Source organism: Bradyrhizobium sp. 1200_D9_N1_1 (genome assembly GCF_052075915.1).
GTDB lineage: Bacteria > Pseudomonadota > Alphaproteobacteria > Rhizobiales > Xanthobacteraceae > Bradyrhizobium > Bradyrhizobium diazoefficiens.
The window spans coordinates 5,430,127-5,443,599 of sequence record NZ_CP197226.1 but is presented as its reverse complement, the minus strand read 5'-3'; the positions used below and the strand labels follow the sequence as shown (position 1 = coordinate 5,443,599).

The window sequence follows — 13,473 nt, the reverse complement described above, 5'->3', positions numbered from 1 at the left end:
CGCGCTTACGCCCGCTCGACCCCGATCACGCGACCCTTCTCGATCGCCAGCGCCAGCTCGCCGCGTTTCAGCTTCAGCGCGGCATCGCCGAACAGCTCGCGGCGCCAGCCGCGCAGGGCGGGGACGTCGGCCTCGTCACTGGCTGCGATCTCCTCGAGATCGTCGACAGTCGCGATCACCTTGCTTGCGACCGCATGGCGCTCCGCAGTCATCCGCAGCAGGACCTTCAAAAGCTCGACGATGGCCGCGCCGTTGGAATTGTTGCGCGGCTTCTCCAGCTTCGGCAGCGTCGAGAAATCCCGCGCCAGGCCGCGCTCGACCGCGGCGACGATGTCCGCGCCCCATTTGGATTTCTCGAACCCCTTCGGCACCGAGCGCAGATGGGCGAGCTTTTCCAGCGTGTTGGGCGCATGGGTGGCGATGTCGCTGACGGCCTCGTCGCGCAGCACGCGGCCGCGCGGCACGTCGCGGCTTTGCGCCTCCTGCTCGCGCCAGGCCGCGACCTCCATCAGCACCGCGAGGTCCTTCGGCTTGCGCACCCGCGTCTTCAGCCGCTCCCAGGCGCGCTCGGGGTGGAAGTCGTAGGTGCGGGGCGAGGTCAGGACCTCCATCTCGATGGAGACCCATTCGCTGCGGCGGCGCTTCTTCAGGTCGGCATCGAGCGCCGCGAATACGTCGCGCAGATGGGTGACGTCGGACACCGCGTAGTGCATCTGCTCCTTGGTCAGCGGGCGGCGCGACCAGTCGGTGAAGCGGTGGGTCTTGTCCGGGCGGTGGCCGGTGACCTTCTCGACCAGCTGGTCGTAGGCGATGCTGTCGCCATAGCCGAGCACCATGGCCGCGACCTGGGTGTCGAACACCGGATGCGGGATGATGTTGGCCTGGTGCCAGATGATCTCGATGTCCTGCCGGGCGGCGTGGAACACCTTCAGCACGGCCTCGTTGCCCATCAGCTCGAAGAACGGCTTGAGGTCGATGCCCACGGCCAGGGTGTCGATGACGATCGCTTCCTCGGGGCTGGCCATCTGCACCACGCACAGCAGCGGGTAATAGGTGGTCTCGCGCAGGAACTCGGTATCGACAGTAATGACGGGGTGCTTGGCCAGTCGGCTGCAGGCAGCCGCAAGGTCAGCGGTGGTGGTAATCAAATCCATGAACGGCCCATGACACTTGATATCAGCCGTTCTGCCGAAAGCGCTGTGATGTCAAGGGGCTCGAAGCGAATTCGAGCCTTGCAATTGGGCCGGAATCGCTCCTTCCGACGAAATTCCTATTCGTAACGGACCCTTTGCGAGGGTTTTCGGGCGCAGGGCAGCGCCACCACGACTACGCACATGGCGACCAGCGCCAGTCCCAGGAACTCGAAAACCAACAGATCCACGGCAAAATCCCCCGACAGAACGTTAGACTTGTCGGGAGCGTGTTGACGGTCTGTTAATTCCAATGGTTACCGGCGGTGCGGGCGGCCGGATGGTGGACAGCGGGTTAATGGCGCGGACGACCACCATCACGGCATCAGTTTCGGCAAGGCGGCGGCGAGGGCGTCCACGGCGGCGCGGACCTTGAGCGGCATCCGCGGCGAACGTGGCCACAGGGCGTGGCAGTCGTACAGGAATTCCGGCTGGCCCCCGAAGAGACCGACCAGCGCGCCGTTGTTGAGGCGTTCGCGGACCAGCCAGCAGGGTAGCCAGGCGAGTCCCATGCCCTGTGCCGCGGCGTCCGCGATCGCCTCGAGATCGTCGAGCCTGAGCCTGCCGGCGGGCATGATCTCGCGCGGAGGCTGACCGTCCCGCGGAAACAGCCAAGGCCGGACCCGCCCGGAGCGGCGATAGATGATCGCCTGGTGGGCGGCGAGATCGTCGATCGATTTCGGTTTGCCATGGGCGCGCAAATAGGATCGCGCGCCGCACACCACCATTCGCTGGCGAGCGATGCGCCGCGTAATCAGGCCGGACTGGTTATCGAGATCACCGGTCCGGATCGCAAGATCGTAGCCGCCCTCGACGATGTCAGCGATCGGGTCGCCGAAGGAGAGGTCGAGCTCGAGATGCGAATGTTTGCGCGCCAGCTTCATCAACAAGGGCGCGATGCAGTGCCGCCCCAGCAGCGCGGGCATTGTCACGCGCAGCCTGCCGCGCGGCTCGGACAATTCGTCGGCAACTACGGCGTCAGCCGCTTCAGCCGCGCTGAGCACGGCACGGCAGCGCTCGTAATAGGCTTGCCCTGCGTCGGTCAGGCTCTGGCGCCGCGTGGTACGGTTGAGGAGGCGGGCGCCGAGGCGCTGTTCGAGGAAGCGCACATGCTTGCCGACCATCGGCCCCGACATCTCCAGCGCGTCGGCGGCGGCTGCGAACGAGCCGAGATCGACGGCCTTGACGAACACGGCCATGCTGGTCAGGCGGTCCATATTGAAAACTCCTGGTTTCGACTGTTCGCTTGTTTGGGTGATTTATCCGCTTCCACGGGACCGCCATAGCTCCATTCAGTTCAACTGATTTGGAGTATATCCCATGACCCGCATCGTTCGCTTTCACCGGCACGGCGGTCCCGAAGTGCTGTGCATCGAGACCGCCAGCGTTCCACTGCCGGCAAAGGGCGAGGTTCAGATCCGGGTCAGGGCGCTCGGTCTCAACCGCGCGGAGGCGCTGCTGCGGAGGGGCACGTATATCGAGGCCGCGAAATTTCCGTCCGGCCTGGGTCTGGAGGCGGCCGGCATCGTCGAGGCGGTCGGCGAGGGCGTGGCCGGCTTTGCGCCTGATGACACCGTGAGCATCGTGCCGCCGCTGTCGATGGTGCGATGGCCGGCCTATGCCGAGCTCGCGACGTTTCCGGCCGAGCTCGTCGTGAAGCATCCGCCCGAGCTTGGCTTCGAGGTCGCGGCTGCGATGTGGATGCAATATCTGACGGCCTACGGCGCGCTGGTCGATATCGCCGGACTTGGGCGCGGGGACGTCGTCGCCATCACGGCGGCATCGAGCAGCGTCGGGCTTGCGGCCATTCAGATCGCGAACCGGATCGGCGCTGTCCCGGTTGCACTAACGCGGACCTCGACCAAGCGGCGCGCCTTGCGCGATGCCGGCGCCGCGCACGTGATCGCCTCGGACGAGGAGGACATCGGAGCGCGGCTCGCGGAGATCGCCGGTTCAAACGGCGTCCGCGTGGTGTTTGACGCCGTCGGCGGTCCCGCATTCGAGCCGCTGACCGCGGCGATGTCGCCGGGCGGCATTCTGATCGAGTATGGAGGGCTGAGCCCCGAGCCGACGCCGTTCCCGCTCTTCAACGTGTTGACCAAGAGTCTGGTCCTGCGCGGCTACCTCGTGCACGAGATCATCCGCGATCCCGTGCGCCTTGCGAAGGCCAAGGCATTCATTCTTGATGGGCTGTCGGACGGCACGCTGAAGCCGATCATCGCCAGGACATTCCGGTTCGAGGAGATCGTCGAGGCGCATCGCTTCCTGGAGTCGAACGATCAGTTCGGCAAGATCGTGGTGACGATCTAAACGCGCGCATCTCGCGAAACGCATTCGGCGCCCCGCATGACGGAGCGCCGAACTTCGTTTGGACGTTAGCGTCGGCCTTACGGCAGCTTCAGCGACGTCTCGGCATTGTAGGGCTTCAGCGTCTCATCCGCGGCCTTCTGGGCGGCGGCGAGCGCCTCCTTCGGCTGCTTCTTGCCGTTCAGGACCAGCATCACCTCGTCCTCCAGCGTCTTGCGGACCGGGACGGTCTTGTAGGTCGCGAACCAGGGCTTTGCGACGTCGAGCTGCTCGACGGCGGTCTTGGCGTCCGGGTTCTTGTTCAGGAAGTCGACCATGTCAGGCGTCTTGTAGGCGGCCATGTTGGGGGCGAAATAGCCGGTGGCGCGGCTCCACCAGGCGCTCTTCTCGGGTGAGGTCATCCACTTGATCAGCGTCCAGGCCGCCTTCTGCTTGTCGGCTTCGAGACCGGACGGAACGATCAGCGAGGCGCCGCCGATCGGCACGGCGTTGCGGACGTTGCGCGGGATGAAAGCGACCTTGTAGTTGAACTTGGCGTTGTCGCGCACATAGGTCAGCGAGCCCGTGGACAGCATCATCATCGCGGCGTTGCCGGAGATGAAGGAGGTGCTGACGGCAGGACCGGGCGTCGCCCCAGGCGCGTGGACCTTGTGCTTGTAGACGAGGTCGTTCCACCAGGTCAGCGCGCCGAGCATCGAGGGCGTGTCGTAATAGACCTCGCCGCCGAACTCCTCGTTGTAGTAGCGCCCGCCATTGGTCATGGTGAGCGTTTCCATCATCCAGCCGCAATAGTCATAGGCGCAGGGGATTGCGATGCCCCATTGGGTCACCTTGTCGCCCTCGCGCTTGGTGAGCTTCTTGGCCCAGTCGGTCAGCTCCGCCCAGGTCTGCGGCGGCTTGTTCGGATCAAGGCCCGCTTCCTTGGCCTTGTCGGCGTTGATGTAGAGCAGCGGCGTCGAATTGTGGAAAGGCACGCCATAGACCGAGCGGTTGATCACCGCGTTGCCCTGCAGTGCCGGGAAGAACTGGCCGAGGAACTGGTCCTTGGTCTTGCCGTCGGCGGCGATCAGGCCGTCGAGATTGGTGAGCTCGTTCTCGATCTGCATGTCGAGCAGGAAGTTCGCCGACATGATCACGGCGGACGGCGGCTTGCCGGCCTTGATGGCCGCGCGCGTCTTGATCAGCGTGTCGTCATAGGAGCCGGTGTAGACCGCGGTCGCCTTGACCTCGGGATGGGTCTCGTTGAACTCCTTGATCAAGGTGCCCATGTCGCGGGCGAGCTTGCCGTCGACGGGGACGGGGAAGAACAGGTCGATCTCGGTCAGACCTTCGCCGGCGAGCGCGGGAAAGGCGAGGGCGCCTGCCATAGTGCCTGCCATGGCGAGGCCGAGCATGAGCCTGCGGGAAAACAGCATCGGAAAATCTCCTATTTGATGCCTGAGGTGACGAAAGAGCTGATGAAGCGCCTCTGGAAGATCAGGAAGGTGACGAGCAGCGGCGCGATTACCATCAGTGTACCGGCGGCGATGGTGCCCCAGGCCTGGGTGCCTTCGGCCGTTGCGGTGAAGACGGAGAGGCCGACGGTGAGCGGCCGCTTGTCCGGCGAATTGATCACCATCAGCGGCCACAGGAAGTCGTTCCAGTGGCTGGTGACCGAGATGATGGCGAAGGCGGAGAAGCTCGGCATCGACAGCGGCACGTAGATGTGGCGAATGCGCTGGAACAGGCTGGCGCCGTCGATCAGCGCGGCATCTTCCAGCTCGGTCGGGATCGCCTCGAACGCCTGCCGCATCAGGAAGGTGCCGAAGGCGGAGGCGAAGAACGGCATCATCACGCCGGTGAGCGTGTCATAGAGGCCGAGCTGCGCCACGAGCGTCAGGTTCGGCACGATCAAGAGCACCGGCACCAGCATCAGCTGCATCAGGAACAGATAGAAGATCAGCGTCTTGCCGGCGAAGGCGAGGCGCGCAAAGGCAAAGCCCGCCAGCGTGATCGTGACGAGCTGCACCAGCAGGATGCCGGTGCAGATGATCGTGGTGTTGAGGGCGTAGCGCGGGAAATCGCCGATCTCCCAGGCATCCCTGACATTGTCGAGCGTCGGCTTCAGGCTCGGCATCAGCTCGGCCATGGCGTTGATGCCGTCCGAGGCGGGGCGCAGTGTCGCAACGCCCATCCAGAGGAAGGGGATGAGCCAGATGATCGCGAGCAGCACGGTCAGCACGAAGCCGAGCTTCGGCGTGATCTCGCGGCGCGTGGCGAGCGGGGCGTCCTTGAGCAGCCAGTCGATCAGCTTCACGGCCCGCCCTCCCGGTTCGCCATCGTCCGGAACGAGAGCGCGGTGAGGCCCATCAGCACGGCGAGCGTCAGCAGCGTGGCCGCCGAGGCCTTGCCGATGTCGTAGTGCTCGACGGCCTGCTGGTAGATGTAGAACAGCACGAGATTGGTCGCGTTGGACGGTCCGCCCTTGGTCATGACGAAGACGTGGTCGACCTGTGTCACCGCATTGAGCGTTGCGATGACAGTGACGAACAGGAAGGTTGGCTTGAGCTCCGGCAGGATGATGTGGCGCAGGCGCTGGTACGGACCGGCGCCGTCCAGATGGGCGGCTTCCATCACGTCCTCAGGCACCGCTTGGAGGCCGGCGAGGAAGAACAGCATGTAGTAGCCGGCGTTCTTCCAGATGGTGATGACCATGATGGCGTAAAGCGCGATGTCGGAATCGCCGAGCCAGTTCGGCAGCACCGGCAGCAGGCGGCCGATGTAATAGTCGAGCAGGCCGACATTCGGCAGGAAGATGAACAGGAACAGCGCGGATGCCGCGACCATCGGGATCAGCACCGGCAGGAACAGCGCGGCACGCAGCACGCTGTTGAAGGCATTGGTGCGCGACAGCGCCAGCGCAAACAAGAGCGCCAGGCCGATGCTGGGGATCGCCGTGCCGACGGCGTAGACGAGATTGTTGACGATCGCCCCGGTGAAGGCGGGATCGGCGAGCACCGCGTTGATGTTCTCAAACCCGACGAAGCGGACCGGCGCCTTGGGCGTGGCGCGCTGATACAGCGCGTCGATCATCACGCGTCCCATCGCGCCGTAGGTGAACAGCGCGAGGAAGATCAGCGAGGGCAGCAGCAGGAGATAGGCCGGCAGCGAGGTTTTGAAGCGGGCGGAGAACCGCCTCAGGAGAAGCAGGCGCGGCGGCGCAGTTGCCGCGACCGGGAGAGTCGCGGGTTCAGCGAGGCTCATCTCACCGCGCCGGGATGTTGAGCGCATAGCCGCGGCCGTCCACTCCTGCCGGTGGCTCGAAGGGGAAGCGCAGACTTTCGTCGAGGAAGTCGTGGCTGTGCACGACCAGGTTCTCGCCGTCGATCAGCACCACGCCATAGGCCGGCGGCTCGTGGCTGGCGAGATGCTCGGCGGCGGCAGCGTCAAGCTCGAACCAGACCTGGTGGTTGGTGCCGCGCAGCGTCGAGAACGGAATCTTGCCGTAGCTGCCGAAGATCGGCCGGTGGACATGGCCGAAGAAGAGGTGGCGGATGCGCGAGCGATAGGGAGCGATGACTTCCGCGAATTCGGGGCTCTGCTTCAGCGATATCTCGTCCATCGCGTGGACGCCGACCGGGAAGGGCGGATGGTGCATGAAGACGACGAACGGCATGTCGGCCGGTGCGGCGGCCAGCGTGCTTGCGAGCCAGCCGAGACGCTTGGCGCACATTTCGCCGGCGTGGCTGGTCTCGTCCAGCGTATCCAGGAAGACGAACAGGCCGTGCTCGGTGATGCGCGTGCCCTGCACGAAGCCGTTGGAATCGCGCGGTGCGGCCTTCAGGCCGTCGAGGCAAGCTACGCGTTTGTCGTGGTTGCCGACCATGGCGATGTACGGGATTTTCAGCGCAGCCATCGCGTCAGCGAAATTGGCGTAGGATTCAGGCTCGCCCCAATGGGTGAGGTCGCCGGTCACGACGGCAAATGCGGCGTCGGACTGGTGCTTGTTGATGTCGGCGATCGCCGCGTCCAGCCGGGCGCGCGGATCGAGCCCATAGAGCTTCAGCCCGGGGTTCGCGAGATGCGTGTCGGTGATGTGAATGAATTTGAAGGGCATGGCGCGCTTTGTCGGGACTTGTTGGAGGATGGGCGCCTCCGGCAAGATGGCGCTGACAGGCCGTTAGAGCGCGAGTGTTTCAGTTTGATGACAGCGGTTCCCGCGGGCAGGACGTGTCCACAACGTCCACCGGAGAGGAATGGATTCGCACAAGGCGCAATCCATGCCGTGAATCAATTAGAGATGGTGATGCGGGGCGTGCGAGCTTTCACGTCCCGCAGAACGTCTGCAACACCCGCTGGTCCGGTAGCGGCGGATCGGCATAAGCCGCATAGTCCGGCTGGTCCTCGTACGGCTTGGCCAGCACCTTCACCAATTCCTCGAACAGCGCGTAGTTGTCATCGTTGACCGCGGCCTGGATCACGGCCTCGACGCGGTGGTTGCGCGGGATGAAGAGCGGGTTGACGGCGTTCATGGCGGTCTGCCGCTCGGCGGCGGATTGCGGCTCGGCCGCGAGACGCTCGCGCCAGCGCCGGGCCCATTCATCGAAGGCTGCGGGGTCCATGAACTCTGCGCGGGCGTCGTCCGCGGCCGGATCGCCTGCGGCGTCACCCAGCCTGCGGAAGGTCAGGGTGAAGTCGGCCTGGTTCTTCGCCATGGCGTCGAGCAGGTCCTGGATCAGGGCCTCGTCGCCGTCGCGCTCCGTGAACAGGCCGACCTTCTTGCGCAGGCCCGCCTGATAGGCCTTGCTGAATGTCTCGGGGAATGCGCCGAGAATGTCCTGTGCCTGCTCGACCGCCTTCTCCTGCTCTTCGCCGAACAGCGGCAGCAGGCACTCGGCCAGCCGGGTCAGATTCCACAGCGCGATGCGCGGCTGGTTGGCGTAGGCGTAGCGGCCCATCTCGTCGATCGAGGAGAAGACCTGCGCGGGATTGTAGGCATCCATGAAGGCGCAGGGGCCGTAATCGATGGTCTCGCCCGAGATCGAAGAATTGTCGGTGTTCATCACGCCGTGGATGAAGCCGACCAGCAGCCAGCGCGCGACGAGCTCGGCCTGGCGCGCGACGACGCCGGCAAGCAGCGCGTGATAGGGCCGCTCGGTACCGAGCAGCTCGGGATAGTGACGGGCGATGACGTGATCGGCGAGCCGGCGGATCGCGTCGGTATCGCGGCGGACGGCAAAGAACTGGAAGGTGCCGACGCGGATGTGGCTCGCGGCGACGCGGGTCAGCACCGCGCCAGGCAGCGCGGTCTCGCGGATGACGTGCTCGCCGGTGACGACGGCGGCAAGCGAGCGTGTGGTCGGAATGCCCAACGCGTACATCGCTTCGCTGACGATGTATTCGCGCAAGACGGGCCCGAGCGCAGCGCGGCCGTCGCCGCGGCGGGAGAACGGGGTGGGACCGCTTCCCTTGAGCTGGATGTCGCGGCGGACGCCGTCCCGGTCGATGACCTCGCCGAGCAGGATCGCCCGGCCGTCGCCGAGCTGGGGCACGAACTGCCCGAATTGGTGGCCGGCATAGGCCATGGCGATGGGGTCGGCTCCATCAGGAACCGTCTTGCCCGCCAGGATCTCGGCGCCCTCAGGGGTCTCCAGCATATTCGGGTCGAGGCCGAGCTGGACCGCCAGCGGCCGGTTCAGCTTGATGAGCCGGGGGGCTGCGACCGGGGTCGGCGCGACCCGGGCAAAGAAGCTGTCCGGCAGCGCCGAATAGGAGTTCTGGAAGGGGAAATGGACGGTCATGGAGGTAAAGATAGGCGGGGAACGCCTGATGGCAAAGGCTTGAGCCCAGATCGGCCAAAAATGGGCCTTCCGGGCCCCAAACAGGCCGTTCCCTTGGTTGCCGCCTTGGGCCTCGTCGGGTAAACCCTGCCGCAACTTTCGGACCGGCCACCTCAGTCGTCCGATTCGCTTCCTCAGACATCAATTTGGGACGACCATGCATCGCTACCGGTCACATACATGCGGCGCGCTCCGCGAGAGCAACATCGGCGAGACGATCCGCCTCTCGGGCTGGGTCCATCGCGTTCGCGACCATGGCGGCGTGCTGTTCATCGACCTGCGCGACCATTACGGCCTGACCCAGTGCGTGGTCGACCCGGACTCGCCAGCGTTCTCGCTGGCCGAAAAGCTGCGCTCGGAATTCGTGATCAAGATGGACGGCAAGGTCCGCCGCCGCCCTGAAGGCACCGACAACGACGATTTGCCGACCGGCAAGATCGAGATCTACGTCAGCGAGATCGAGGTGCTGGGTCCGGCTGGCGACCTGCCGCTGCCGGTGTTCGGCGACCAGGAATATCCTGAGGATATCAGGCTCAAATATCGCTTCCTGGATCTGCGTCGCGAAAAACTGCACCAGAACATCATGACGCGCGTCGAAATCATCAAGTCGATGCGTCGGCGCATGGAGGGGCAGGGCTTCTTCGAGTTCAACACCCCGATCCTGACCGCGTCCTCGCCGGAAGGCGCGCGCGACTTCCTGGTGCCCTCGCGCATCCATCCCGGCAAGTTCTACGCGCTGCCGCAGGCGCCGCAGCAGTACAAGCAATTGCTGATGATGTCGGGCTTCGACCGCTACTTCCAGATCGCGCCGTGCTTCCGCGACGAGGACCCGCGCGCCGACCGCTTGCCGGGCGAGTTCTACCAGCTCGACGTCGAGATGAGCTTTGTCACGCAGGAAGACGTGTTCGCGGCGATGGAGCCTGTCATCACCGGCGTGTTCGAGGAGTTCGCCAAGGGCAAGCCGGTTAGCAAGAACTGGCGCCGCATCCCGTTCGCCGAGGCGCTGCGCAAATACGGCAGCGACAAGCCGGACCTGCGCAACCCCATCGAGATGCAGGACGTCTCCGAACACTTCCGCGGCTCCGGCTTCAAGGTGTTCGCGCGCATGCTCGAAGACCCCAAGAACCAGGTCTGGGCGATCCCGGCGCCGGGCGGCGGCAGCCGCGCCTTCTGCGACCGCATGAATTCGTGGGCGCAAGGTGAAGGCCAGCCCGGTCTCGGCTACATCATGTGGCGCGAGGGCGGCGAGGGTGCTGGTCCCTTGGCGAACAACATCGGGCCTGAGCGCACCGCTGCGATCCGCGCGCAGATCGGCGTCAAAGAAGGCGATGCCGCCTTCTTCGTCGCCGGCGATCCCGACAAGTTCTGGAAGTTCTCAGGCCTTGCCCGCAACAAGGTCGGCGAGGAATTGAACCTCACCGACAAGGAGCGGTTCGAGCTCGCCTGGATCGTCGATTTCCCGATGTACGAGTACAACGAGGACGACAAGAAGGTCGACTTCTCGCACAACCCGTTCTCGATGCCGCAGGGCGGCCTCGAGGCGCTGAAGGGCCAGGATCCGCTGACCATCAAGGCGTTCCAGTACGACATCACCTGCAATGGCTACGAGATCGCCTCGGGCGGCATCCGCAACCACGTGCCGGAAGCGATGGTGAAGGCGTTCGAGATCGCCGGCTATGGCGAGCAGGAAGTGGTTGACCGCTTCGGCGGCATGTACCGCGCGTTCCAGTACGGCGCGCCGCCGCATGGCGGCATGGCCGCGGGCGTCGACCGCATCGTGATGCTGCTGTGCGGCACCACCAATTTGCGCGAGATCTCGCTGTTCCCGATGAACCAGCAGGCCATGGACCTCCTGATGGGCGCACCGTCGGAAGCCACCACCAAGCAGCTCCGCGAGCTGCATGTGCGAGTGAACCTGCCGCAGAAGTGAATGCGTACCCCGGACGCAGCGCAGCGCTTCTTCAGCGGTGCGCTGAAGAGCCGGGGCCCAGACTTCACGGACGGTGACCCTGGGTCCCGGCTCTGCGTCGCGTCATTTCATGCCGCGCCGCGTCCGGGACACGAGACCGCCGAGCGAACGCTCGGCCTACAGCCCCGTCGACGCCTCGATGCGGAATTGTGCCAGCGCGACGATCGGCTCGCTGTTCAGGGCGCCGAGCAGCTGAAGCATCGGCACCTTGCCGAGCGGCGTCAGCTTGATGGTGAGCGTTTGCCCTGACGTCTCGACGAAGCCGGCGATGGCATCGACCGCGGTCTTGGCATCGGGATTGGCGGCCGCGATCTTCTCGCCCTGTGCCCGGATCATCTCGACGATGGCGCCGCGCGCCGCGTCGCGGCTGACATTCTGCATGCGGGAGAACTGCGCCACGAGCAGATCGACGACGCCGCTGTCGCGCAGGGAGAGCTCGATCGCGCCGGCTTCGATCTGCCCGGCCTGGCTCATGGCTTGCACCGGGTCGGCCGTGAACACGCCGCGCGGCACGTTGGCGAGTGCGAGGCGGGCCTGCGCCTTGGCGAGGTTGCCGAGGTCGATGGTGGCCGGCGCGAGCGCCAGCGCGCCCGAGGACTCCGTCCAGGCCGCGCCGAGATCGAGGTTGATTGCCAGTTTGTCGATGCCGGCCATCGTCAACGGCAGCTGAGCGGGATTGGTCGGATCAGTCGGGGCGACCATTTTCACGACCAGACTGACCTTGCTCGGGATCGACCCGACCAGCTGGCCCCAGTTCAGGCTGATCGTGTCGATGGTGACGAGCTGCCGCGTGTTCTTGTAGGGCGAGACCACGCCCTTGATCTCGGCGCCTTCGAGCACCCGGAACAGGCCCAGCATCTGATCGGGCGAGGGCGCCTGCCCGGGAGTGGTAAGGCTCGCGGCCCAACGAAACAGGTTCGCCAGGCTGAGCGATTTGAGCGCGAAGCGCTCCATCTTCACTTGCCCTTGCGGCGTCGGCGCATCCAGGCCTTCGAGCGCGAACTCGCCCTCCTGGTATCTGATCGCCCTGAGCCGGGGCGTTCCTTGCGGGGTCGTCATCGACACGGTGCCGATCTCGATCTTGCCGACGCGAAGCCCGTCATAGAGGCCGGCGAGCTTCTCCATCATCTCGCGCGATTGCGCCGGGGTCGGCTGAACGGAGCCGTCCGTCGGCAGCAGTGCCAGAATCTCGGCCGGCCGGAATTTGGACGGCTGGACCGCGATATCGGCGATCGCGATGCCATCGACCTGCATCCGCACGCCCTGCGTCGACGTCGCCACATAAGTGCCGCTCGACATGTGTCCGTAAACGCGATGGTAGCTGTCGTCGTTCGCCTTCTGCGGATCGAGGGCGGCGGCGATTGCGGTCGAGTCGAAATCATTGATGATGAGGTCGGACATCTCGCCGGTCAGCTTGTCCGCCTTGCCGGCCTGCTCCACGTTGATCGTGAAGGTGGCGCGATCGGCCTTCATCGCGTCGATCTTGCCCTTGCCGAGCTTCTGGATCGCGAGACCCGAATAGACGATCTCGCCGCTGCCGGCGGCGCCTTTGCCGGCATCGAAGGCGATGGTGAGGGTCGGGGCCGTGATTGAAGACGCGGTCACGCTCGCATACTGATCGAGCACAAATCGGTACAAATCGATCAGGGAGCCTGACGCCGGCGCATTCTGGGCGCGAGCAGGGCCCGCGTAATCCCGCATGATCAATTGCGGGACCTTGTAGGAGGCTTTCAGCTTCCCGGGGCCGACTTCGTCCAGCGCGACCTCGAAACCGGAGATCTCGATGCTGTCGGCTGCAAAGCGGGTCTCATCGGTCTGGCGGAGGCCCACGCCCTTGATGCCGGTGATCTTGACGTGCGCCTGTGGCTGCCCGGCGGGATCGACTGCGATGTCCTCGATGGTCAGCGTCCGGCTCGTCACGTCGAACGCCACCTTGCCGTGGCTTGCCTTGCCGCCCTGGCTGCGGATCCGGTCGAAGACGGCCTCGATCTCCGCGGTGGCGCGATGTCTGGCATAGAGGTTGAAGCCGAACCATCCGCCCGCGGCGAGCACGGCGAGTGCGATCAGGCCGATCAGGATCCGCTTCATTCTCAGCTCCAGTTGCTCGTTTTGCACTGCGCAACCTGCCATATTCGCAAAGCGCGGGGCGGTCCAGGGAAAGCTATGGTTTTCAAATATTTGACCGTGC

General features: G+C 65.1%; 10 protein-coding genes. 2 read left to right on the top strand and 8 right to left on the bottom strand.

The features are described from left to right. Positions 1-5 precede the first annotated feature (5 nt). Complete coding sequence (gene rnd, locus AB5K84_RS26410) at positions 6-1,154, bottom strand: ribonuclease D (RefSeq protein WP_011086908.1); 1,149 nt, start codon at positions 1,152-1,154, stop codon at positions 6-8. 353 nt (positions 1,155-1,507) lie between these two features. After that, on the bottom strand, positions 1,508-2,407 hold the full coding sequence (locus AB5K84_RS26405; protein WP_011086909.1) for a LysR family transcriptional regulator: 900 nt from the start codon (positions 2,405-2,407) through the stop codon (positions 1,508-1,510). A 103-nt stretch (positions 2,408-2,510) separates the two neighbouring features. On the opposite strand from AB5K84_RS26405, the gene AB5K84_RS26400 reads away from it, so the two are divergent. After that, positions 2,511-3,500: a zinc-dependent alcohol dehydrogenase family protein gene (locus tag AB5K84_RS26400; protein ID WP_011086910.1), complete on the top strand. Its 990-nt coding sequence runs from the start codon at positions 2,511-2,513 to the stop codon at positions 3,498-3,500. A 77-nt stretch (positions 3,501-3,577) separates the two neighbouring features. Here AB5K84_RS26400 and AB5K84_RS26395 read toward each other — a convergent pair whose 3' ends face one another. The 5 genes from AB5K84_RS26395 to AB5K84_RS26375 all read right to left on the bottom strand — a co-directional run bounded on the left by AB5K84_RS26395 (position 3,578) and on the right by AB5K84_RS26375 (position 9,277). After that, positions 3,578-4,912: an ABC transporter substrate-binding protein gene (locus tag AB5K84_RS26395; RefSeq protein ID WP_011086911.1), complete on the bottom strand. Its 1,335-nt coding sequence runs from the start codon at positions 4,910-4,912 to the stop codon at positions 3,578-3,580. 11 nt (positions 4,913-4,923) lie between these two features. Next, entirely contained in the window at positions 4,924-5,793 is an 870-nt protein-coding gene (locus AB5K84_RS26390; RefSeq protein ID WP_011086912.1) for a carbohydrate ABC transporter permease, read from the bottom strand. After that, on the bottom strand, positions 5,790-6,740 hold the full coding sequence (locus tag AB5K84_RS26385; protein WP_028171120.1) for a carbohydrate ABC transporter permease: 951 nt from the start codon (positions 6,738-6,740) through the stop codon (positions 5,790-5,792). Before AB5K84_RS26385 ends, AB5K84_RS26390 begins: the two co-directional genes overlap by 4 nt. A gap of 1 nt (position 6,741) precedes the next feature. Continuing rightward, on the bottom strand, positions 6,742-7,593 hold the full coding sequence (locus AB5K84_RS26380; RefSeq protein WP_011086914.1) for a phosphodiesterase: 852 nt from the start codon (positions 7,591-7,593) through the stop codon (positions 6,742-6,744). Between the two features lie 208 nt (positions 7,594-7,801). Then, entirely contained in the window at positions 7,802-9,277 is a 1,476-nt protein-coding gene (locus AB5K84_RS26375) for a protein adenylyltransferase SelO (protein ID WP_011086915.1), read from the bottom strand. A gap of 196 nt (positions 9,278-9,473) precedes the next feature. Between AB5K84_RS26375 and aspS the strand changes: the two genes are divergently transcribed. After that, positions 9,474-11,246, top strand: coding sequence for an aspartate--tRNA ligase (gene aspS, locus AB5K84_RS26370; RefSeq protein ID WP_038966786.1), 1,773 nt, complete (start codon positions 9,474-9,476; stop codon positions 11,244-11,246). Positions 11,247-11,402: 156 nt separating this feature from the next. On the opposite strand, the gene AB5K84_RS26365 is transcribed toward aspS, so the two are convergent. After that, a complete protein-coding gene (locus AB5K84_RS26365) occupies positions 11,403-13,373 on the bottom strand; it encodes a hypothetical protein (RefSeq protein ID WP_038966787.1) in 1,971 nt (656 codons plus the stop codon). Between the last annotated feature and the right edge of the window lie 100 nt (positions 13,374-13,473).

Excerpts from the sequence above, each read along its gene's own strand:
- aspS (WP_038966786.1), top strand. The coding sequence starts at position 9,474 with ATGCATCGCTACCGGTCACATACATGCGGCGCGCTCCGCGAGAGCAAC.
- AB5K84_RS26365 (WP_038966787.1), bottom strand. The coding sequence starts at position 13,373 with ATGAAGCGGATCCTGATCGGCCTGATCGCACTCGCCGTGCTCGCCGCG.
- AB5K84_RS26405 (WP_011086909.1), bottom strand. The coding sequence starts at position 2,407 with ATGGACCGCCTGACCAGCATGGCCGTGTTCGTCAAGGCCGTCGATCTC.
- AB5K84_RS26400 (WP_011086910.1), top strand. The coding sequence starts at position 2,511 with ATGACCCGCATCGTTCGCTTTCACCGGCACGGCGGTCCCGAAGTGCTG.
- rnd (WP_011086908.1), bottom strand. The coding sequence starts at position 1,154 with ATGGATTTGATTACCACCACCGCTGACCTTGCGGCTGCCTGCAGCCGA.
- AB5K84_RS26395 (WP_011086911.1), bottom strand. The coding sequence starts at position 4,912 with ATGCTGTTTTCCCGCAGGCTCATGCTCGGCCTCGCCATGGCAGGCACT.
- AB5K84_RS26380 (WP_011086914.1), bottom strand. The coding sequence starts at position 7,593 with ATGCCCTTCAAATTCATTCACATCACCGACACGCATCTCGCGAACCCC.
- AB5K84_RS26375 (WP_011086915.1), bottom strand. The coding sequence starts at position 9,277 with ATGACCGTCCATTTCCCCTTCCAGAACTCCTATTCGGCGCTGCCGGAC.
- AB5K84_RS26385 (WP_028171120.1), bottom strand. The coding sequence starts at position 6,740 with ATGAGCCTCGCTGAACCCGCGACTCTCCCGGTCGCGGCAACTGCGCCG.